General features: G+C 37.0%; 21 protein-coding genes. 20 read left to right on the top strand and 1 reads right to left on the bottom strand.

What is annotated here, in order from left to right; translation table 11 throughout:
- Positions 1-6: 6 nt before the first annotated feature.
- The 4 genes from KNQ11_RS10685 (at position 7) to KNQ11_RS10670 (ending at position 3,187) form a co-directional block, all read left to right on the top strand.
- Positions 7-699 (top strand): hypothetical protein, encoded by a 693-nt coding sequence (locus KNQ11_RS10685; protein ID WP_214771604.1) that lies wholly within the window; start codon positions 7-9, stop codon positions 697-699.
- A gap of 15 nt (positions 700-714) precedes the next feature.
- On the top strand, positions 715-1,404 hold the full coding sequence (locus tag KNQ11_RS10680; protein ID WP_214724102.1) for a hypothetical protein: 690 nt from the start codon (positions 715-717) through the stop codon (positions 1,402-1,404).
- 15 nt (positions 1,405-1,419) lie between these two features.
- Positions 1,420-2,106 (top strand): hypothetical protein, encoded by a 687-nt coding sequence (locus KNQ11_RS10675; RefSeq protein ID WP_058704102.1) that lies wholly within the window; start codon positions 1,420-1,422, stop codon positions 2,104-2,106.
- Between the two features lie 181 nt (positions 2,107-2,287).
- The gene (locus KNQ11_RS10670) at positions 2,288-3,187 is read left to right on the top strand and encodes an LCP family glycopolymer transferase (RefSeq protein WP_231681775.1); all 900 of its coding nucleotides are present in this window, start codon (positions 2,288-2,290) and stop codon (positions 3,185-3,187) included.
- A 38-nt stretch (positions 3,188-3,225) separates the two neighbouring features.
- Here KNQ11_RS10670 and KNQ11_RS10665 read toward each other — a convergent pair whose 3' ends face one another.
- Positions 3,226-4,377, bottom strand: coding sequence for a hypothetical protein (locus tag KNQ11_RS10665; RefSeq protein WP_214724100.1), 1,152 nt, complete (start codon positions 4,375-4,377; stop codon positions 3,226-3,228).
- 199 nt (positions 4,378-4,576) lie between these two features.
- Between KNQ11_RS10665 and KNQ11_RS10660 the strand changes: the two genes are divergently transcribed.
- The 16 genes from KNQ11_RS10660 to KNQ11_RS10585 all read left to right on the top strand — a co-directional run bounded on the left by KNQ11_RS10660 (position 4,577) and on the right by KNQ11_RS10585 (position 21,513).
- A complete protein-coding gene (locus tag KNQ11_RS10660) occupies positions 4,577-5,308 on the top strand; it encodes a YveK family protein (RefSeq protein WP_214724098.1) in 732 nt (243 codons plus the stop codon).
- Positions 5,301-5,996, top strand: coding sequence for a CpsD/CapB family tyrosine-protein kinase (locus KNQ11_RS10655; protein WP_050678204.1), 696 nt, complete (start codon positions 5,301-5,303; stop codon positions 5,994-5,996). The genes KNQ11_RS10660 and KNQ11_RS10655 overlap by 8 nt, the downstream gene beginning before the upstream one ends.
- Positions 5,993-6,772, top strand: coding sequence for a tyrosine-protein phosphatase (locus KNQ11_RS10650; RefSeq protein WP_244290065.1), 780 nt, complete (start codon positions 5,993-5,995; stop codon positions 6,770-6,772). The genes KNQ11_RS10655 and KNQ11_RS10650 overlap by 4 nt, the downstream gene beginning before the upstream one ends.
- A gap of 191 nt (positions 6,773-6,963) precedes the next feature.
- Positions 6,964-7,851 carry a UTP--glucose-1-phosphate uridylyltransferase GalU gene (gene galU / locus KNQ11_RS10645; RefSeq protein WP_214724322.1) on the top strand — a complete coding sequence of 296 codons (888 nt, stop codon included), beginning with the start codon at positions 6,964-6,966 and terminating at the stop codon, positions 7,849-7,851.
- Between the two features lie 41 nt (positions 7,852-7,892).
- Positions 7,893-9,743, top strand: coding sequence for a polysaccharide biosynthesis protein (locus KNQ11_RS10640; RefSeq protein WP_214724096.1), 1,851 nt, complete (start codon positions 7,893-7,895; stop codon positions 9,741-9,743).
- 19 nt (positions 9,744-9,762) lie between these two features.
- Complete coding sequence (locus tag KNQ11_RS10635) at positions 9,763-10,389, top strand: sugar transferase (protein WP_214724094.1); 627 nt, start codon at positions 9,763-9,765, stop codon at positions 10,387-10,389.
- 4 nt (positions 10,390-10,393) lie between these two features.
- Complete coding sequence (locus KNQ11_RS10630) at positions 10,394-11,278, top strand: NAD-dependent epimerase/dehydratase family protein (protein WP_214724092.1); 885 nt, start codon at positions 10,394-10,396, stop codon at positions 11,276-11,278.
- Positions 11,265-12,485 carry a glycosyltransferase family 4 protein gene (locus KNQ11_RS10625; protein WP_214724091.1) on the top strand — a complete coding sequence of 407 codons (1,221 nt, stop codon included), beginning with the start codon at positions 11,265-11,267 and terminating at the stop codon, positions 12,483-12,485. The genes KNQ11_RS10630 and KNQ11_RS10625 overlap by 14 nt, the downstream gene beginning before the upstream one ends.
- Positions 12,486-12,500: 15 nt before the next feature.
- Positions 12,501-13,556, top strand: coding sequence for a polysaccharide biosynthesis protein (locus tag KNQ11_RS10620; protein ID WP_214724089.1), 1,056 nt, complete (start codon positions 12,501-12,503; stop codon positions 13,554-13,556).
- Positions 13,557-13,567: 11 nt separating this feature from the next.
- The gene (locus KNQ11_RS10615; RefSeq protein ID WP_214724087.1) at positions 13,568-14,692 is read left to right on the top strand and encodes a polysaccharide biosynthesis C-terminal domain-containing protein; all 1,125 of its coding nucleotides are present in this window, start codon (positions 13,568-13,570) and stop codon (positions 14,690-14,692) included.
- Positions 14,689-15,816, top strand: coding sequence for a non-hydrolyzing UDP-N-acetylglucosamine 2-epimerase (wecB, locus tag KNQ11_RS10610; RefSeq protein ID WP_214724085.1), 1,128 nt, complete (start codon positions 14,689-14,691; stop codon positions 15,814-15,816). Before KNQ11_RS10615 ends, wecB begins: the two co-directional genes overlap by 4 nt.
- On the top strand, positions 15,816-16,937 hold the full coding sequence (locus KNQ11_RS10605; RefSeq protein ID WP_214724083.1) for a glycosyltransferase: 1,122 nt from the start codon (positions 15,816-15,818) through the stop codon (positions 16,935-16,937). The genes wecB and KNQ11_RS10605 overlap by 1 nt, the downstream gene beginning before the upstream one ends.
- 27 nt (positions 16,938-16,964) lie before the next feature.
- Positions 16,965-18,389 (top strand): oligosaccharide flippase family protein, encoded by a 1,425-nt coding sequence (locus KNQ11_RS10600; RefSeq protein WP_214771601.1) that lies wholly within the window; start codon positions 16,965-16,967, stop codon positions 18,387-18,389.
- A complete protein-coding gene (locus KNQ11_RS16925) occupies positions 18,386-18,988 on the top strand; it encodes an acyltransferase (protein ID WP_285800524.1) in 603 nt (200 codons plus the stop codon). Before KNQ11_RS10600 ends, KNQ11_RS16925 begins: the two co-directional genes overlap by 4 nt.
- Before the next feature lie 20 nt (positions 18,989-19,008).
- Complete coding sequence (locus tag KNQ11_RS10590) at positions 19,009-20,343, top strand: O-antigen polymerase (protein WP_214771598.1); 1,335 nt, start codon at positions 19,009-19,011, stop codon at positions 20,341-20,343.
- A gap of 3 nt (positions 20,344-20,346) precedes the next feature.
- The gene (locus KNQ11_RS10585) at positions 20,347-21,513 is read left to right on the top strand and encodes a nucleotide sugar dehydrogenase (RefSeq protein WP_149427878.1); all 1,167 of its coding nucleotides are present in this window, start codon (positions 20,347-20,349) and stop codon (positions 21,511-21,513) included.
- Positions 21,514-21,713: the final 200 nt, after the last annotated feature.

Raw genomic sequence — 21,713 nt, 5'->3', positions numbered from 1 at the left:
AAATGGATGCAGAAGTGGAACGTAAAACGATGGCTTCTCATGGTACTTGTCGCAATAGTTTCTTTACATCCAGTAACGGCGGGTGCTGCAACGAAGGCTGAGACGATCGCCACGAAACAATATCGTGCTTTAAAGCCCGGGGTGACGGTGGAACAAGTCGCCAAAGTCCTCTATGGCAAGACGTATAAAAAACAACTGAAGATGAAAAACGGTTCACAAGTCTTACGATTGAACACAGAAATTGAGATGGAGGAATGGGATCGGAACGTCCTTCTCTATGATCTTGTGAATCGAAAAGTGGAATTCCCGTCAGCGATCGGTGTCCTGATGTTCATGACGGAGACGGGCGGAACGAAGTATCGGCTGACGATGAAACAAATGGAGTTCAAACGTGACACGGCAGCCGGATTCCGGACGAGCGATCGTAAACTGATCAAAGGTGCGAAAATCAAGAACGGGATGACGGAGCAACAAGTTGATCGATTACTGACGGGGAAAGGGCTCGGAGCATTCGGGACACTCGGTCACGTCGATACGACATCCGTTCTTCGAAAAAAAGAAGTCAAAGCAGGGAAAGCAACGATCATTCATACGAAATCATACGTTTTTCCGACAGCAACACATAAATGGCAATACATCTTTTTCATCTATGACACGAAAAAGAAAGCGTATCGTGTCGAAGATCATAGTCAGTACTAAAAAGGAGAGTAGAGTATGAACACGACCTTCATGAAAATCACAGTGGCAACAATCATCGCGGGATCAACACTCTTTAGTGGAACGGCATCGGCGGCGACGAAAGTCGAGACAACAGCGACAAATCAATACACAGCACTCAAAGCGGGTATGACGATGGAGCAGGTCGCAAAAGTCTTATACGGCAAAGACTACAAAAAACAATTAACGACGAAAAGCGGTTCACAAGTATTGAAGACGAAAGAAGAGTTTAAGGACGTTGAAGATAAGCGTAAAGAAATTTATTACGAAATCTATGATCGGAAGGCAAAGATTCCTCCGACTTTGATGTCGCTCGGTTTCATGACGAAAAAGAACGATTCCGTGTATCGTCTTATTTCGAAACAAGTCGAAATGGGACGGAATACATATTCCGAATACCGAGAGAGTACACGGAAGTTAAACGCGGGCGCTAAAATCAAGACAGGAATGACGGAGAAACAACTCGATGGTGTGCTCTCGGGGTCTGGTCTTGGGGAATGGGCTGGATTGCTTGAGGAAGATGCACGAAGCGTCTTCGGTGCGAAAGAAATCAAAGACTATGAGATTGAAGCGTTTAAAGGAAAATTGTATGTCTTCCAAAAATCGACGAAATCACGTGTTTACGTTGAGATGAGTTATGACACGAAAAAGAAAGCCTACGTTATTGAAAATCACGAGACATTCTAAAAAGGAGATAGGAACATGAAAATGACATTTACGAAAGTTGCAGTAGCAACAGTACTCGCAGGAACGACTTTATTCGGAGGAGCGGCATCGGCTGCGACGAAAGACGAAACGAAAGTAACCGATCGTTACACCGCATTAAAAGCGGGGATGACAATCGAGCAAGCAGCAAAAGTCATCTATGGGAAAGATTATAAGAAACAACTGACGAAAAAAAGTGGTTCGACGGTACTAAAGAAAAAGGCGGAATTCACGACCGTATCACAAGGTCAAAAAACAACGGCATACACGTTCTCTGATGAAAAGAACTTTACGAACATATCTGTGTTTCAGTTCATGACGAAAAAAAATAGTTCAGTCTATCGTTTGACAGGAAAATCACTAGATCTGTTTCGTGTTGATAGTTACTCAGGTGCTCGTGAAAGTAAGATGAAACTGCTCAAAGGAAAGAAAATCAAGACGGGTATGACGGAGAAACAATTGGATGCAGTATTATCTGGTTCAGGTCTTGGCGAGTGGACAGGAGTAGACTCGATTGACTGGACATCGATTCAAACGAAACAAGAACTAGACTATGGACTCGGAATCAAGGCACTCTCTAAAACATACGTATTCCCGACTTCGACAACACAACGTAAACTCGTCATTATGAACTATGACTATGAGAAAAAAACATATACGGTAGAAAGTCAAACATCACTCTAATGAACGAAAGAGCTTATCTGAACGATAGGCTCTTTTTTTCATCTTTTCCCGTTTTTGACAAATCGCTCTCAAATTTCGTTATACTCGGACTGTAAGTTTTTTCATGGATGACCGATACTAACGAGAAGCAAAACACAGAAGGGAATGGACGCAGTTGGAACGAGTCAAAAAAAGACGTAAGGTGAAAAAACGCTGGACACCACTGAAAATCATGCTATTGATTGCACTTGTCCTCGTCGTCGGTGTCGGCGGATTCATCGGCTATACATATTATCAAGTCGACCAAACGGTCAAAAAAATTCAATCCCCCGTCAAGAATACGGGAGACAAAGTCGTCGAAGAGCAAAAGCCGGTTTCGGTTCTGTTACTTGGTGTCGATCAACGTCCAGGAGAGCGCGGACGCAGTGACTCAATCATGGTCATGACATTGAACCCGACACGAAACGAAAGTCGATTGATCAGTATTCCTCGGGACACGAAGGTTGATATCGTCGGAAAAGGAACAAATGATAAGATCAACCATGCGTATTCATTCGGTGGACCGGAGATGGCAATCAAGACAGTCGAAAAGTTTCTTAATATCCCAATCAATTACTATGCAGAAATCAACATGGAAGGGTTCACGTCCCTAGTTGATGCAGTCGGTGGGGTGACGGTCAATAACGACATCGACTTTACGGTCAGTGGGACACACTTCCCGGTCGGTAAAGTTAACTTAGATGGAAAATCAGCATTGAAATTCACACGCATGCGTTATGAAGATCCACGTGGAGACTTTGGTCGACAAATGCGTCAACGGGAAGTCATCGCCCAAGTCGCAAACAAATTATCATCCGATGTATCAGTCAGTAATTTTAATGCAATCATGGATGTCGTCGGGAAGAACGCACAAACGAACGTTTCATTTAAACCGATGCGTACTTTAGCATTTGATTACATGGATGCCTTCCGTAACCAGAAGAATTTGAAACTCGAAGGAACGGGTGGAAAAGAAGGCGACGGAATTTATTACTGGCACCCGACAGAAGATTCATTAAAAGAGACACAAACGGCATTACGCTATTCACTCGATATGGAATGAACAAAAGCACCGAATCTCACGGATTCGGTGCTTTTCGTTTAGAACGATTGTTCCGCTAGACGAATCCGACTGATCGTTCCGTCTTTTGCAAAACGTTGGAGACGATACGAGTTACTCGTGACGAGTCCTGTCGATTCCGTTTCTAGTTGAAGTGGGGCGAGTGAGGCTAATTGCTCATTCGTAATAGTCGTCTCCGTCCAGTCAATGGCGATGACCTTGTTGTCCTTCAAGACAAAAAAGTGATTTCCGTAAAACAGGTAGTCATGCAATTCATCATTGAAAGTCCGATCGGCTGGTCCATAAAGACTATTCAGTTCTTCACTACTTTTGCCGATAAGGTCAATGAGGGTCCCGGTAACAAAACTCGTATCGAGCTGATCGTTGACCCACGTCAAAAGCGTTTCATCAGCAAGTGGTTCACCTTCAAGCTGTTTTGTTGTATCGGACGTTTTAATATACCCCGTTAAATCATCCGACAATTCGATTTCAGTCACGCCGTCATTTTTCTTGACGATGCGATATCCGTCACCGAAATCGGCTTCGTACAGCAATGTCGTCATCGACTCTTCCCGATAGATGTTGCTCGAACGTGTTTTGACGTATAGGACATCATCAACAGCGGCAGTCTCTTCTGGTGCTGTTGGTTTCTTTTCCTTCGTTTTTTCAACTGTGACCGGTTTTTCGACAGTAGCCTTTGGTGTCGTATCTGCAGATCCTACGAAGTATGTCGAGTAGACGTAAGTTCCACCGGCTCCAAGTAAGAAACAAAGAATCAACAGCGCGATCCAGCCCCAAGGTAACGGTCGTTTTGCTCCAGCATGCTTGATTTCTTTCTCTTTTTTACGTCGTTTTGGTTCCGGTTCGCGTTGACTCCGTGAAAGAGTCGGAAGTGGTTCTTCTGCCTCGTCCGGGAGTGGACCATCTTCGTCCAAGATTGGACGAGCGACTAATGTACCGTAAAAGTCAGCTAATGTCGCATGATGTTTTCCGGCGAGAAATGCATTCCATTCGTCGACCGTGACGGTATCTTCGTCATAAGGAATCAGTGGCGGTTGACCGGTAATTCGGATCATCGTATCCGTCAAGGATTCCGTCGAAGCAAGACTCGAACGAATCCGTTCATGAAGTCGTGCGATATCTTCCTTCGAGTGAGATGTATAGAATTGTAGCGCTTGTAACGAGCGATGCATAAAGAAATTCCTCCTATGTCGAGATACGGAAATGAATGTAAAAAGTAACAATTCATCTTTTATTATACGCAATGTTTTTCAATAAACGTATGTCATTTCCTAAAAAAACATCAACCATTTCCCAAATATTTGTTATACTGAGTCCTAGTTGATGTAGGAAAGTCACTGAATTAGACAAATAAAGGAGAATAATTAGACCATGAATGAAACGATTAGCTTGCAGGAATTATTTTCGATTTTACGTAAATCGTTCTGGCGCATCTTGGCGTTGACGATTGTCGCCGCCCTCATCTCATTTGCCGTCAGTAGCTTTTTGATTAAACCGACGTATCAAGCAGGGACGCAAATTCTCGTCACACCGAAGAAACAAGACAATGAAGTCATTGATGCACAGTCTGTCCAGTCGTCTGTCACATTGGTTAATACATATCGGGTCATCATCAAGAGCCCGGCGATTTTAGAACAGGTTCAAAAGGAAGTTCCGAACGCACCAACGAATATGAATGCTTTGAACAACATGGTCACGGTCGAAAGTGAGCAAAACTCTCAGGTCATTAACGTTTCGGTCCAAAGTACCGATGCAGCATTAGCATCCAACTTGGCGAACTCGATTGCTGAAGTCTTTAGTTCAGACGTTCAAGAATTAATGAGTGTTGATAACGTTACGGTCTTGTCGACATCAGGTATCCCAACGTCACCTGTCAGTCCCAATATTATTTTGAACACAGTAATAGCAGCAGTCGTTGGATTCTTACTCGGTGTCGGTCTTGCTTTCTTACGTGAAGTACTCGATCGTCGCATCCGGACAGAAGATCAGGTCCAACAAATTCTTGATCTCCCGGTACTCGGTAGTATCCCGGATATCGACAGTAAAGTATTCAAGTCATCGTCAAAAGCAGCAAAACGAGAGGCGGTCAAACAATATGGCTAAGAAGAGCAAAATGAACAAAGATGCACGGAAACTGATTACGGTCACGCAACCGAAGTCACCTGTTGCTGAGCAGTATCGAACGATCCGGACGAACATTGAATTCATGGCTGTCGATCGTGAGATTCAAGCAATTCTTGTCACCTCCGCAACACAAGGTGAAGGAAAATCAACGACGTCATCAAACTTGGCCGTCGCTTACGCGCAACAAGGGAAAAAAGTATTGATTATCGATACAGATATGCGTCGCCCAACGGTTCATTATACGTTCCGTGTTGCGAATGGTCTTGGACTTTCGAGTCTTTTAACTCGCCAAGCGGAAAAAGAAAAGGCAATCTTACCAACGAAAGTCGATAACCTATCAATTTTGACAGCCGGTCCGATTCCGCCGAATCCAGCGGAGCTCTTGTCGTCACGTGCGATGGAGCATCTAACGGAACAACTACGTGAAGAATTCGACATCATCATCTTTGACGCACCGCCATTACTACAAGTCGCCGATAGTCGGATTACTTCGAAACTAACGGATGGTGTTGTCCTTGTCGTCGGTTGTACGACATCTGATCGTCAACGAGTGTTAAAAGCGAAAGAACAGCTTGAACTGGCCGAAGCGAAAATTCTCGGTGTCGTCTTGAACCGTCGTGAACTGACGGATGATTCAGCATACCAATACTACTATTCCTATGAGTGAGGGACATCTATATGGTTGATATCCACTGTCATATCTTGCCGCTCGTCGATGACGGTCCGGCCAGTGTCGAACATGCCTTGCAGTTAGCTGAACAAGCCGTCGCAGAGGGGGTGTCGCGGATCATCGCGACTCCACACCTCTATCATCCACAATTCGAAACAGAAGATGTCGATGTCCAGTTGACGGTCGATGAGTTCAATGTCTTGTTGAAACAACGTGATATTCCGTTAACCGTCTATCCAGGTCATGAGATCCGGTTGATCGGTGAGTTGATGGAAGCGTTAGAAGCAGGACAAGCGCTGACGCTGAACGATTCACGCTATATTTTGATCGAGTTTCCATCAAGCGGAATTCCATCGTATGCGCGCCAAGTCTTTGCAGAATTAATTTCCGATGGTTATATCCCGGTCGTTGCCCATCCAGAAAAGAATAAAGCAATCATTCAAAATCCATCGTTACTTTTTGAATTGATTTCAAACGGTGCGATCAGTCAGGTGACGTGTGCCAGTTTGATCGGGAAGTACGGAAAGGATGTTCAGCGATTTGCGATTGCCTTGCTTGAGAATGGGCTAGCCCATCTTGTGGCAAGTGATGCGCATCACCTCGAGAAACGTCCATTCTACTGGAAGCAATGCGAACGGATGCTTGAGAAAACATTCGAAGATTGGTTGATCGATGAGATTTATGAAAACAATGAAGCCGTTCTCTTGAACCAACTCGTGACAATCAATCCCCCGAGTCCTGTCGAGAAGAATTGGAAAGGACAGTGGGTGTAACATTTTTTGTCAAGGTAAGGGAAAGAGAGTGAATTGGCACTCTCTTTTTTCTATGTTAACGCTTACATTATTAAAATATGGAAAACTTTATGGAAAATGACATGTTTCCTGTGTTATTGTATTTTACATAAAGAATGGGATTGATAATATAAATTTCCAATTAGAATTTGGAATGAGGAGTGAACTAGATGATGCGAGTTAAAAAAGCAGTCATTCCAGCAGCAGGGCTCGGAACACGTTTTTTACCGGCGACAAAAGCGATGCCAAAGGAAATGTTACCGATCGTTGATAAACCAACGATTCAATACATCATTGAAGAGGCGATCGAATCAGGAATCGAAGACATCTTGATTATTACTGGTAAAGGGAAACGCGCGATCGAAGATCACTTTGATTCCGTACCGGAGCTAGAAGCGAACCTGATTTCGAAAAATAAATCAGAATTACTTTACTTAGTCGAAGAGACAACGAAGATTAACATTCATTTCATTCGTCAATCAAAACCAAAAGGTCTTGGGGATGCGATTCTTCAAGCGAAAGCATTCGTTGGTAATGAACCATTCGTCGTCATGCTTGGTGATGATATCGTTCAGGCTGAAGTGCCTTGTACGCGACAGTTAATCGAACAATATGAAATCACGAATAGTTCGATCATTGGTGTGCAACCTGTTCCAGAAAAAGATACACATCGTTACGGAATCGTTGATCCAAGTACGAGCATCTCAGAGCAATTACATAAGGTAAAATCTTTCGTCGAAAAGCCAGCACCAGGAACAGCCCCATCGAACTTAGCGATTTTAGGGCGTTATCTACTCACGCCAGAAATCTTTAAATATCTTGAAACACAACAAATCGGATCCGGTGGCGAAATTCAATTGACGGACGCGATTACACGACTCAATGAAATGCAGCGGGTCTTTGCCTACGAATTTGATGGTAAACGGTATGATGTTGGTGAAAAATTAGGATTCATTCGAACAACACTCGAATTTGCCTTGAACCGTGAAGATTTAGGGGAAGACGTAGCAGCGATGATGGAAGAGTTGTTACAGGCACACAAATCACAATCGCTTGTCTGAAAATCAGTATGTCAAATATTAGTTGAAAGGAGTGAATGTTCGTGAAGAAGTATTATTATTACCGGACGATTTTACTGGCATGTATGGATGCCTGTGCATTGATGGTGGCGATGAGCTTTACATATTTTTTCTTGTATCCAAAGGAATTATTTTTATTGATCGACAGTCGTGATGTAATTCAGTCAGCGACGGTATTTGCCCTACTCTTCATCACTGTCGCGTTTCTCATGAAACTGTACCGTGTTAACTGGAAATATGCGAGTGTACAGGAAGCAATGACATTATCATTGTCCCTGGGACTCAGCTCAATCGGCTTAATAGTGTATCAAGTTCTATTCTTCGGACAAGTCTTAGAACGCATCACGCTATTAAGTTTTTGTATTTCTTTACTGCTACTTGGAGCAATCCGAGTAGGCTTACGTCTCCTTGGGATCGGTCAACATTGGCGGAAGTATGCCTTACCTCGTCGTATGATCAAGTCGCGAAAGCGGACGTTGGTCATCGGGGCAGGACGTGCAGGACGGGCATTGGTTCGTCAACTCTATGCATCACCATTCCATGAATTAAAGCCGGTTGCTTTTGTCGATGATGATCCAAAAAACATGCATTTCGTGATTCAAGGAATCGAAGTTGCAGGAACGACGGAGGACTTAAAAGCAGTCATCGAGCGACATAAAATTGAAGCCATCGTCTTAGCGATTCCATCGTTGTCACAGCAACGGCGGATCGAACTGATCACCGAGGCAAAGACACTGTGTAAGAACGTTCAAACCTTACCGATGATTGAAGAACTTGTGACGGGGAAAGTCTCGGTCAACGCGATTCGCGATGTATCGATTGAAGACTTACTCGGACGCGAACCGGTTGAACTGAACATCTCGGGGATTCGAAGTGAGATTGAAGGACGGACGGTCCTTGTTACAGGAGCCGGTGGATCGATTGGATCAGAAATTTGTCGCCAAATCATTCAATTCAATCCGACGACGTTAGTATTACTCGGTCATGGTGAGAACAGCATCTATTTGATTGAACGGGAACTTCGTAGTTTACAGACAGCAATCAATCTAGTGCCAATCATTGCCGATGTGCAAGACCAGATGCGTTTAGATGAAGTGTTTGCACAACATCGACCGGATGTCGTCTTCCATGCAGCGGCTCATAAACACGTGCCTTTAATGGAAGCAAATCCGTATGAGTCAGTTAAAAATAATGTCTATGGAACGAAGAACGTCGCAGAAGTAGCCGACCGTCATCAGGTCGAACGATTCGTCATGATTTCAACGGATAAAGCGGTCAATCCGACGAACGTCATGGGTTCGACGAAACGAATTGCCGAGATGATCATTCAGGATTTGGGGAAACGAAGTCAGACGAAGTTCGCTGTCGTTCGTTTCGGTAACGTCCTTGGTAGTCGAGGGTCTGTCATTCCACTCTTTAAGTCGCAAATTGAAGCCGGTGGACCTGTTACGGTGACTCATCCAGAAATGACACGATTCTTCATGACGATTCCAGAAGCGAGTCGATTGGTCATTCAAGCCGGTATTCTAGCTGACGGTGGAGAGGTATTCGTCCTTGATATGGGCGAACCAGTCAAAATCGTTGATCTTGCAAAAAATATGATTGAGTTAAGTGGTTTTACGGAAGACGAGATGCCAATTGTCTTCTCAGGAATCCGACCTGGAGAAAAGATGTATGAAGAATTACTAAAAGATGGAGAAGTCGATCCAGAAGCGATTTATCCGAAAATTTTCGTCGGTCGAACGAAACAAGCTGAACCAATCGAAGAAATATTACTGATGGTAGAAAATCATCAACTAAATCCATTGCAGTTACGCAATACGTTACTGGATATCGCCAATGACGTTGCGATGAAACAACAAAAATTAGTATGAACATAAGGAGCTAAAGCAAATGAGTTATATGAAAGTGAAACGGTTGTTAGGATTCATCCTAGCACTTGTGGCATGTATCGTATTGATACCAGTGTTTTTATGCATCATGGGAGCGATAAAGATTGAATCAAGAGGACCTGTCTTCTTCAAACAAAAACGAGTTGGGTTGAAGAAAAGTCATTTCAACATTTTGAAGTTCCGGACCATGTATATTGAAACACCACAAGATACACCGACTCATTTGCTTGCTGATCCGGATGTTTATATTACGCGTGTCGGGAAGTTCTTACGAAAAACAAGTTTAGATGAACTACCACAACTGTTTAACATCTTAAAGGGTGAGATGAGCTTTGTCGGACCGCGTCCTGCGTTATGGAATCAATATGATTTGATTGATGAGCGCGATAAATACAAAGCGAACGATACATTACCGGGTTTAACAGGATGGGCTCAAATCAATGGTCGTGATGAATTACCGATTGAAGTAAAAGCAAAACTTGACGGTGAATATGTTCAACGTATGGGGATTTTAATGGACTCACATTGCTTCATTGCTACAATCTTTAGCGTATTGAAAAGTGATGGAGTAGTTGAAGGTGGAACGGGTGCCGTTTCTAAAAAAGAAGTTGCCAGTACAAAGGAGTAAGTTGATGAAAAATATATTGATTACTGGTGAAAATGGATATATAGGAAATCAATTCAGTAACTGGGTTTTAGCTAATTTTCCAAATCAAATTTCTGTAGAATTTTTAAGTGTTCGAAATGATGAATGGAGAACTAAAGATTTTTCTATGTACGATTCAGTGCTTCATTTAGCTGGTATAGCTCATTCCTCAAGACATGCTAGTAATAAGGATTTATATTATCGAATAAATCGTGATTTAACTTTTGAAGTAGCGACACATGCCAAAAAATATGGTGTAAAGCAATTCATTTTTATGAGTAGCATTATTGTCTACGGAGACGCCGATTCAAGGGAGACGATAATTGACAAGCATACAGTTCCGAACCCAGCTACTTTTTATGGAGACAGTAAACTACAGGCAGAAAGTTTGTTAAATACTCTTAAAAATAACGAATTTAAAGTAGCAGTCATTAGACCGCCAATGATTTATGGTGAAGGATCTAAAGGTAATTATAGTCGACTATCTCGTTTAGCAAGTATTACACCTTTATTTCCTCATTTTATTAACAAACGGAGTATGTTGTTCGTAGACAATTTATCGATGTTTTTATATCAAATTATTGAGAGTCAATCGGAAGGATTGTTTTTTCCACAGAATAACTCATATGTAAATACGTCAGAAATGGTTCAAGTGATAGCTAAAAGTAAGAATAAAAAAGTGTTCCTAATTCCTGGTTTTCAACTATTTATAAAGCTCATGATTAAAAGGTTTGAAGTAGCAAACAAATTATTTGGTACATTCATCTATGATCAAGAACTATCTCGACTAAATGGAAATACGGATTATTGTATATATGATTTTCATGAAAGTATTTTTATAACCGAAGGGATAAAGTATGAAAAAAAATAAGCATATTTTAGTAATTAGTCAGTATTTTTTTCCGGAAAATTTTCGGATCAATGATATCTGCAAGCAGTGGGTTTCTAAAGGATATAAGGTAACAGTAGTAACAGGAATTCCAAATTATCCTCAAGGTAAATTCTTCAAAGGGTACGGATTTTTCAAGAAAAGAAATGAAGTGTATGAAGGAATTAACATTATACGTTTACCAATTATTGCGAGAGGTAATTCCTCGATTCGATTAGTTTTAAATTACTTGTCTTTCGTTATAAGTGGAGGAATTTGGTCCCTTTTTTCCAAAGTGAAACCGACACACGTATTCATTTTTGAAGTATCTCCAATGACACAGGCATTGCCTGGAGTCTGGTTTGCGCAAAGAAAAAATATTCCATGTCTCTTATACGTTCAAGATCTATGGCCGGAAAACGTGGAAATTGTAACTGGGATTAAAAATCCGCTCATTATTCAATCAATAGGGAAAATGGTTGATTATATATATAAGCATTCAACAAAAATATTAACAACTTCAAATAGTTTTATAAACGCTATCGAAAATCGTGGAGTACCAAGAGATAAAATACAATTTTGGCCACAGTATGCAGAGGATTTTTATCAAGAAATTAGCAATAAATCTGATAATAAAATAGCAGAAAAATTATCAATTATTTTCACTGGAAATATTGGTACTGCTCAAGGATTAGAAATATTACCATTGGTAGCAGCTAAATTAAAAGATATGAACTTACCTAAAAAAATAGTATTTACTCTTGTTGGGGACGGAAGATATAAAAGTGAACTAAAAAAGTTAATTATTAATCAAAAAGTAGAGGAGTACTTTACTTTTATTGATCGACAACCAGCTGAACAAATTCCTATGATTTTGAGTAAACATGATATAGCATTACTCACATTGGCAAACGATAAGTTATTTTCAATGACTATTCCAGCGAAGTTACAATCATATATGGCATGTGGAATGCCGATAATTGGGTCTGTAAATGGTGAAAGTGCAAAAATTATTGAAGAATCTGAAGCAGGGATGAGTAGTTCATCGGGAGATATTGAAGGCTTTGTACATAATATACATTCGTTTGCTAATTTATCTAAACAAGATTTGAATGAAATGAGCATATCTTCAAAAAAATACTATCAAAAGCATTTTCATAAAGACATGTTACTAGACCAAATGGATCGAGAACTTGAAAAAACTATTTAGAATGGGGTAAATATAATGTTTAAAGATAAAGTATTGCTTATTACAGGTGGAACAGGCTCATTTGGACATCAAGTTCTAAAGCGTTTCATTGATACAGATATCAAAGAGATTCGAGTTTTTAGCCGTGATGAAAAAAAACAAGATGATATGAGAAAATTAATTAACAATGAAAAAGTAAAATTTTATATTGGTGATGTACGTGACTACAATAGTGTCGAAGATGCAATGAAGGGTGTTAATTATGTTTTTCATGCAGCAGCACTAAAACAAGTGCCTTCATGTGAATTTTATCCAATGGAAGCAATTAAAACAAATGTTCAAGGATCGGACAATGTATTTCGTGCCGCTAAATATCATGGAGTAGAACGAGTTGTTTTACTAAGTACAGATAAAGCAGTATATCCAGTTAATGCTATGGGGATTTCAAAAGCAATGGCAGAGAAGTGTATGGTCGCAGCTTCACGAAATGTATCTGAAGACGAAACAGTTTTTTGTTCTACACGGTACGGAAATGTAATGGCATCACGTGGATCTGTCATTCCACTTTTTGTAGACTTAATGAAAGCAGGAAAAGATTTAACGATTACAGATCCAAGTATGACGCGTTATTTAATGTCTTTAGAAGAATCAGTTGATCTTGTTTTATACGCTTTCAACAATGCAAAGCAAGGAGATATATTCGTTCAGAAAGCACCTGCCTGCACTATTTTCGAATTAGCTACTGCATTAAAAGAGCTTTTTAATTCAACAGCCGAATTTAAAATCATTGGACCTCGTCACGGAGAAAAATCATACGAAACGTTATTAACGAAAGAAGAGTTCGTAAAAGCAGAAGACCATGGTGAGTATTATCGAATTCCAGCTGACACTCGCGATCTAAACTATGAAAAGTTCTTTACAGAAGGAAATGAAATGGTTCGAGATCATTTAGAATATAATTCTGATAATACGAATCGTGTCACTGTAGATCAAGTAAAAGAGATGTTGATGGAGTTACCATATATCCAACATGAATTACGTCAATGGAAGCAAGAAACAGTCAAAACAGATAGCATTATTGAGTTAATGTGAGGAGTTTGAAAATGAAAGTACTCGTAACTGGTGCAAATGGATTTATCGGTAGAAATTTAGTCGCTCATTTAAAAGAAAATCAAGAAATAGAAGTGCTGTCATTTACTCGAAATGAGACAATGAATGATTTGAAAGCACTTGTCAATCAAGCAGATAAGATTGTTCATCTAGCAGGCGTTAATCGTCCCGTTAACGAGAAGGAATTTACTGAAGGCAATCAAGAATTGACGAGTCAATTAGTTGAGTATGCTCTTCAATCTGAACAAAAACCTTCGATTGTTTTGTCCTCATCAATTCAAGCTGATTTAGATAATGCTTACGGTCGAAGTAAATATGCGGCTGAAAAAGCGGTCATTCAATATAGTCAAGATGCTAAAGCCAATTCCTATATTTTTCGATTGCCCAATGTGTTTGGTAAGTGGTGTCGACCGAACTACAACTCAGCAGTTGCCACATTTTGCAACAACATTGCAAATGATTTAGAAATCAATGTACACGACCCTTCAATCAAAGTGACACTCGCTTATATTGATGACGTTATAGAAGCAATAATAAACGTGTTATTTAATGATTTAGAAGTAAAAAAACCTCAAGCGATTTTTGCTGATGTGACTTTCACATACACAAAAACGCTTCAGGAAATAGTTGATTTATTACAAAGCTTTAAAGCTATGCGAGATAATTTACAACTTCCGGATTATAGTGATTTTTTCGTTAAAAAACTATATACAACATATCTATCTTATCTAAAAGAATCAAAGTTTTCATATTCTTTGACGAAGCATGAAGATAATCGTGGTTGGCTAAGCGAATTAATCAAATCACCGCATATGGGACAAATGTTTGTTTCGACCACTAAGCCAGGGATTACTCGTGGAAATCACTATCATCATACGAAAGTTGAGAAATTTATCGTCATTCAAGGTAGAGGAATGATTCGCTTTCGACATATAGAGCGAAATGATGTATTAGAATATGAGGTCTTTGGCGAAAATGTAACAGTAGTGGATATTCCACCAGGATACACACATTCTATCGAGAATATTGGATCAACTGAAATGATTACGTTGTTTTGGGTAAATGAGCAGTTTGATACGCAAAAACCAGATACTTATATGAATGAGGTAATGAAATGACTAAATTAAAAGTAATGACAATCATAGGAACAAGACCTGAAATTATTCGTTTATCAGCAACGATCAAACGTTGTGACGAATTTTTCAATCAAGTTTTAGTACATACTGGGCAAAACTGGGATTACAGCTTAAATGAAGTGTTTTTTGAAGATTTAGAACTTAGAAAACCAGATCACTTTTTAAATGTTGTTGGTAATCATTTGGGTGAAACCATGGGTAACATCATTGAAAAATCATATGAGGTAATGAAAAAAGAAAAACCAGATGCGTTATTAATTTTAGGCGATACGAATAGCTGTCTAGCAGCAATTTCTGCTAAGCGTTTAAAAATTCCTGTATTCCATATGGAAGCTGGAAATCGTTGTTATGATCAAAATGTTCCAGAAGAGATTAATCGTAAAATAGTGGATCATACATCAGATATTAACTTAACATACACGGAGCATAGCCGACGTAATTTAATTAGTGAAGGAATTCGAAAAGATCATATTATGGTAACTGGCTCTCCAATGGCAGAGGTTTTAAAAAATCAACAAGGCAAAATAAATTCTAGTAATATATTAGCAGAACTAAACTTAGAACAAAATAACTACATGGTATTGTCTGCTCATAGAGAAGAAAATATAGACAATAAGCAAAACTTTAATCAATTAATAGATTCTATAAATTATATTGCTAAAAAATTCGATAAAAAAATAGTTTTCTCTGCTCATCCAAGAACATGGAAAAAGATAGAGGAAAATAACGTCGAATTAAATAAAAATATTATGAAGTTAAAGCCATTTGGATTTAATGACTACAATGCTTTACAGAAAAATGCATATTGCGTTTTATCAGATAGTGGAACGTTATCAGAAGAATCATCAATTTTAAGTTTTCCAGGTGTTTTGATTAGAACTTCTACTGAGAGACCTGAAGTCTTAGATAAAGGATCTATCGTCATTAGTGGCTTGAACAAGGAAACTATTGAAAATAGTATAAATATCGCATCGAATTCAGTAAAGTATGAAGAAATCACAAAGTCTCCGGTAGATTATCAAGATGAGAACGTATCAATTAAGGTTGTGAAAATAATCCAAAGCTATACTTCAATTATTAATAGAGAAATATGGAGAAAGGCTTAATGAGAAAAATATTAATTTTCACAGAGTATTTTGAACCTGGTTATAAAGCTGGCGGACCAATTAAATCTATTAAAAACATGGTTGATTCATTAAAAGACCACTTCAATTTTACCATTATCACAAAAAATAAAGATTTAGGTGATGAATGCAGTTATTCAAATATAGATTCTGATATTTTTTACAATCGAGAATGGGGAAATATACTGTACACTGATTTAACAAAATTAAACATTATTGAGATAAAAAAAATGATTAATAAGGTCAATCCTGACTATATATACTTAAATAGTTTTTTTTCTCCTTTAAGTGTAAAAGTTTATTTGTGTAGATTACTATTAGGAATAAATCCGGAGATTATAATAGCGCCTCGTGGTGAGTTTTCTCCAGGAGCATTAAATATAAAAAAGAATAAAAAAAGAATATTCCTAAGTTTTTTTAATTTGCTTCCTTTTAATTTTAAATTTCATTCTACAGATAAATTAGAAACAAAACACATTACCAATCAATTTCATAATAAGAAAATTTATTTGGCACCTAATTTACCTGATCCTTACACTAACATCGATAAAATAATAACAAAAAATGAGAATGAACTTAATCTAATATTCATCTCAAGAATTAGTCAAAAAAAGAATTTACATTTCCTTAATAGTATTTTTGAAAATATAAAGGGTAAAGTCAATTTAGATATTTTTGGACCTATTGAGAGTCAAGAGTATTTTAATGAAACAATGAAAATGTTAAAAAGTAATAAAAATTTGAGTGTTAATTACAAAGGTCATATAGAAAATTCTAAAGTAAGCAATACTATTAGAGACTATCATTATTTTATTTTACCAACACTAGGTGAGAATTATGGTCACGCTATAATTGAGTCTTTTCTTGCTAAAACTCCTGTAATTATTAGCGATCAAACTCCTTGGCGAAATCTTAAAGATTTAGATATAGGATTCGATATCGATTTGACAAATAAAAAAGAATGGGTTGAGTCAATAAATTTATGTTTATCTGAGAATCAAGAAAAATATAACGAAAGAATTTCAGCAATTGAGAAGTTTATCGTTAAACTGAACTCGGAAAGAAATAGAAATATAGAATTATCAAAAAAAATTTTTCAATAAATATTAATGTGTGTTAGGGGAAGAATTATGAATTCGTTGAAACTTAAAAGTATTTTTCTAGGGGTTAATAAAGTAATAATTCTATCCTCTAACATATTATTGCTAATGATTTTATCAAGAGGCTTATCTATTGATGAATATGGTGAATATAGATTATTAACAACATATTTGTTAATATTGAATACAATTTTAACTTTCGGTATACCGTCTGCTATTATGTACTTCTTGAATAAAAATAATAATGCATTCTTAAATGAACTTTTATTTTTGACTACAATGATCTCTTTTGTATCACCAGTCGTTTATACAATTTTTTTGTTGTTAATTGGAGATTATAGTTTAAGTTTAATGATAGTATTAATTTTAGTATTTCTTTTAAATTTATTAAGTTTATGGCAAGATAATTTTTACATTATTTATGATAAAATTCGATTGTTATTTTCTAGTAATGTTTCTGCTAATGGATTTTTAATATGTTCTATAGCAATAGGAACATATTTTTTTAATTGGGATTTAAAAGAAGTGTTTATTGCAATGTTAATCAGAGAATTAATTAAACTAATATATTTTTTTATTTTCTTAATTTCAGTAAAAAAAGACTTAAAAGTACAAATTAATAAAAGTGATTTAAATAAAATTATTGCTTTTATAATACCTCTATTTATAGCGAGTTTAGTTACAGTTGTTAATATGAATATAGATAAAATATATGGTTCTATTTTTTTCACTAAAAAAGAATTTGCTTTTTTAGCAAATGCTTCTTACGAAATCCCTATAATGTCACTTTTAGGGTACGCAGTGTTTAATACTTTAATACCAAAAATTAGAAATTTACAACATAATAAAAGAGAGGTAACAATTTTATGGAATAGAGTTGGAGAAATAATGATAGTAATTATTTTTTCGATAATAATTCCCTTAATTTTTTTCTCAAAAGAAACTTTATCGATTCTGTTTTCGGAGGAATACGAGGCTGCATATTTGGTATTTATAATGTATCAATTAAGTGCTCTTTCTAGAATATATATTTATAGCACTATTTTTTTAGCACTTGAAAAAAACAAAGTTTATTTAATGAATACAGTAATAAATTTGATTGTTAACAGTATTTTAATCGTATTCTTTGGATGGATTTTTGGTATTTATGGAGTAGCACTAGCTATGCTACTTACAAATATCAGCTTAATGATTCGTCAGAATATCCAACTAAAAAAATATTTGGATTGCTCAATCCTTGAAATATACCCATTAAAAAAATTTCTTCAGGCACTTTTAATTGGATTAATTATATCTGGTAGTATATTCATCATTTATAAACTGCTGTATAGCTATGATCCACTAACTTCACTAATTTTTATTTTCATAAATGTAATTCTCTTATTTATTGTATACAGTTTTACTATCAATAAAGAAATAGTCGAATTTTTATGGAGGGTTTTAGTAAAAAAATGAAAAAAAAACTACAAATTATAATGAGGAAGATACCGTTTTTTAAAGATATGTTCAATGTATTAGATAACAAAATTTATGTGAATATACCTCAATATATTTTTTTAAAGCTCACTCGTTTCAAAGGAAATGTATTTTGGCCAGTTCATAAAACATCTCACGTTTTTGGAGATGTTACGATTGGTATTAACAGTAATGTAGGAGCTAATAAAGGTATCTATGTTCAAGGAATTGGCAAAGTAAGCATTGGAAATTACACTATAATGGCTCAGAATTCTGGAATTGTAAGTGCTAATCATAGTGTTTATAACTATAACAAACATGAACAATCAGAAGTTATAATAGGAGACTATTGTTGGATAGGTATGAATGCAGTTGTATTACCTGGAGTAACTCTTGGTAATCATACAATAGTAGGTGCTGGGGCAGTAGTCACTAAAAGTTTTGAAGAGGGCTATTGCATCATTGCCGGTAATCCAGCGAAAATTATAAAAAAGCTAGATATCGATCAGTGTGAAAATTGGAAAGATGATAAAGAGTATATAGGATATATTCCAGTAGAGAAATTAGAGTATTACTCTAAAAAAGGTATGATGAAATGATAATTTTTCTTAGTTTAATTTTGTCTTTAATTCTAGTTTTAATGTATGTAGTAGATAGCAAAAAAAATAAAGATATTTTTTCCCCTGTAAAATTATCCACTTTATTTTTGTTTGTTTACAATGTTCCCTTTATAATTAATTATTATTTTGATAAGAACATTATTGATTCAAGAATTGATGCAAAAGTAGAAGATTTAGATTCAACTATGATTATTTATATTTTGTATATGATTTTTGGTGTCTTTGCTTTATATCTCGGTATAAACTTCTCTAGAAAAAGAAAAATGAAAAAAATAAATAAAAACAGAGGTTTTCACTTTTTTAATCTTGAAAGCGAAGCTCGATATTTAACTGCTACGATTTTAGTTTTTTCATTAGGATTGATCTTTTATATCGATTTTATTCAATCTGTAGGTGGATTTACTTTTTGGCTCAATAATATCGCAAACAGAGCTGCATTTACTACAGGTAATGGGTACTCTACTTTATTTATCAGTTTACTACCTATCAGTGTTTATTTTTACATAGGAACATTTAACTTTAAAAACAATATGTTGAAAAAAATCATATTAATTTCACTAGTGTTATTTACTTTTATAATTTTAACAACTTTAGGAGGAAGAAAATCGTCTTTAGAGTTTGTAATATTTTGTATAATAATTTGGAATTACAAAATAGGAAAAATAAAAAATTTAAAGAAAAAAATATTACTTTTATCACCTTTAGCGATTTTTTATATGATTGCAATTCCAATATTAAGAACTAGTCAAGATATTATGGGATATATAACTGATATAGGAGGGTTCTCTAAAGAAGTATTATCTAATCTAACATCAATTATTACTGAAGTTAGTTATGTAGGACATTATTTGTTTATTATTAATTATTTTGATAATCATGAATTTTGGTTAGGAAAAACTTTTAAGGATTTATTTTTTGTTGTGATTCCTAGAAGTTTTTATCCTGATAAACCGCCTGTTGATGATGGGGTTTACGTTAAAAGCTTAGTAGAGGGAATGAACATAGCTCCAAATGCCCCTTACACCACTCTGTATAAATCTTCTTTACCTCCTGAAACTTTTGGGAATATGTATTTGAATTTCGGGTTTATAGGAGTATTGATTGGTATGTTTTTATTAGGTCTTATATTCAGACAATCGTACGAATACATGATAAAAAATGAATATAACCTTTTTTCTATCCTTATTTATGCAAATATTATTATAAGTTTCCAACTTTCGAATTTGAGAATAACTCAATTTTTCTCTGATTTATTGCTTTATATGATTTTATTTAGTGTGTTTTTTACTTTTAAAATATATAAAAACAACAATTTATCGCAAACGAGGTATTAAATTATGAAAATTACCGTTGCAGGAACTGGATACGTCGGTCTTTCAATGGCCGTATTACTCGCCCAGCATAATGAAGTCACATCGATTGACATCATTAAAGAGCGAGTCGAACTCGTCAACAACCGTAAATCACCAATCGTTGACGCAGAAATCGAAAACTTCCTTCAACATAAAGAGTTGAATCTTCATGCGACGACGGACAACTTCGAAGCTTATAAAGAAGCAGAATTCGTCGTTATTGCAACACCGACGGATTATGATCCAGTACGTAATTACTTCAATACACGGACAGTTGAAAGCGTCGTCGCTACGGTACTTGCGATTAATCCGGATGCGACGATGGTCATCAAATCGACCGTACCCGTCGGTTATACAGAAGAATTAAAAGAAAAATTTGATACACCGAACATCGTCTTCTCACCAGAGTTCTTGCGTGAAGGACAGGCGTTACATGACAACCTTTATCCATCGCGTATCGTCGTTGGTGAACGGTCAGAGCGTGCGCAACAGTTCGCTGACTTATTACTGCAAGGAGCAGTGAAGAAAGACGTTCCTGTCTTATTGACTGACTCGACGGAAGCAGAAGCGATCAAGCTCTTCTCGAACACCTATCTTGCGATGCGTGTCGCGTTCTTCAATGAACTTGATACATATGCGGAAGTACGAAATTTAGATACGAAGCAAATCATCGAAGGTGTTGGTCTCGATAGCCGGATTGGGAATCACTATAATAACCCTTCGTTCGGATATGGTGGGTACTGCTTACCGAAAGATACGAAGCAGCTGCTTGCGAACTATGAGGATGTTCCGAATAACATCATCGGTGCAATCGTCGAAGCTAACCGGACACGGAAAGACTACATCGCGGATACAATCATTAAACAAAATCCGAAAGTCGTCGGTGTCTATCGTCTAACGATGAAGACAGATTCGGACAACTTCCGTGCGTCATCGATCCAAGGTATCATGAAACGGATCAAGGCGAAAGGAATCGAAGTGACAGTCTTTGAGCCAGTCTTGACGGAAGATACGTTCTACAACTCACGTGTCATTCGTGACATTGAAGCGTTCAAGCAAGAATCGGATATCATTATTTCGAATCGGATGCATCCAGAGTTGAGTGATGTGGAAGAGAAGGTTTATACGCGGGATTTGTACAGTAGAGATTAAAGAATAATCGAAAGAGTGCACTTGGATGAAACGAACTGTTCACCCAAGTGCACTCTTTTTGTATGGATTTCCAAGGAAGTTTGAAAAGTTTATACTCCATTGTTTTTGAGTACGTAATACGGATACCATTTGTTAACTAGACTAATTGAACTGTGCGATATTCATCAAAATATCAAGTGTTTCACGTTGACCAAGAATCA

The organism is Exiguobacterium sp. s39 (genome assembly GCF_018618925.1).
Lineage (GTDB): Bacteria > Bacillota > Bacilli > Exiguobacteriales > Exiguobacteriaceae > Exiguobacterium_A > Exiguobacterium_A abrahamii.
This window is presented reverse-complemented; position numbering and strand designations above follow the sequence as displayed.

What these genes read in the sequence shown, in the direction of transcription:
- KNQ11_RS10680 (WP_214724102.1), top strand. Translation starts at nt 715, where the DNA reads ATGAACACGACCTTCATGAAAATCACAGTGGCAACAATCATCGCGGGA.
- KNQ11_RS10585 (WP_149427878.1), top strand. Translation starts at nt 20,347, where the DNA reads ATGAAAATTACCGTTGCAGGAACTGGATACGTCGGTCTTTCAATGGCC.
- KNQ11_RS10615 (WP_214724087.1), top strand. Translation starts at nt 13,568, where the DNA reads ATGAAAGTACTCGTAACTGGTGCAAATGGATTTATCGGTAGAAATTTA.
- KNQ11_RS10630 (WP_214724092.1), top strand. Translation starts at nt 10,394, where the DNA reads ATGAAAAATATATTGATTACTGGTGAAAATGGATATATAGGAAATCAA.
- KNQ11_RS10665 (WP_214724100.1), bottom strand. Translation starts at nt 4,377, where the DNA reads ATGCATCGCTCGTTACAAGCGCTACAATTCTATACATCTCACTCGAAG.
- galU (WP_214724322.1), top strand. Translation starts at nt 6,964, where the DNA reads ATGCGAGTTAAAAAAGCAGTCATTCCAGCAGCAGGGCTCGGAACACGT.
- KNQ11_RS10605 (WP_214724083.1), top strand. Translation starts at nt 15,816, where the DNA reads ATGAGAAAAATATTAATTTTCACAGAGTATTTTGAACCTGGTTATAAA.
- KNQ11_RS10685 (WP_214771604.1), top strand. Translation starts at nt 7, where the DNA reads ATGCAGAAGTGGAACGTAAAACGATGGCTTCTCATGGTACTTGTCGCA.
- KNQ11_RS16925 (WP_285800524.1), top strand. Translation starts at nt 18,386, where the DNA reads ATGAAAAAAAAACTACAAATTATAATGAGGAAGATACCGTTTTTTAAA.
- KNQ11_RS10655 (WP_050678204.1), top strand. Translation starts at nt 5,301, where the DNA reads ATGGCTAAGAAGAGCAAAATGAACAAAGATGCACGGAAACTGATTACG.
- KNQ11_RS10660 (WP_214724098.1), top strand. Translation starts at nt 4,577, where the DNA reads ATGAATGAAACGATTAGCTTGCAGGAATTATTTTCGATTTTACGTAAA.
- KNQ11_RS10625 (WP_214724091.1), top strand. Translation starts at nt 11,265, where the DNA reads ATGAAAAAAAATAAGCATATTTTAGTAATTAGTCAGTATTTTTTTCCG.
- KNQ11_RS10620 (WP_214724089.1), top strand. Translation starts at nt 12,501, where the DNA reads ATGTTTAAAGATAAAGTATTGCTTATTACAGGTGGAACAGGCTCATTT.
- KNQ11_RS10675 (WP_058704102.1), top strand. Translation starts at nt 1,420, where the DNA reads ATGAAAATGACATTTACGAAAGTTGCAGTAGCAACAGTACTCGCAGGA.
- wecB (WP_214724085.1), top strand. Translation starts at nt 14,689, where the DNA reads ATGACTAAATTAAAAGTAATGACAATCATAGGAACAAGACCTGAAATT.
- KNQ11_RS10635 (WP_214724094.1), top strand. Translation starts at nt 9,763, where the DNA reads ATGAGTTATATGAAAGTGAAACGGTTGTTAGGATTCATCCTAGCACTT.
- KNQ11_RS10600 (WP_214771601.1), top strand. Translation starts at nt 16,965, where the DNA reads ATGAATTCGTTGAAACTTAAAAGTATTTTTCTAGGGGTTAATAAAGTA.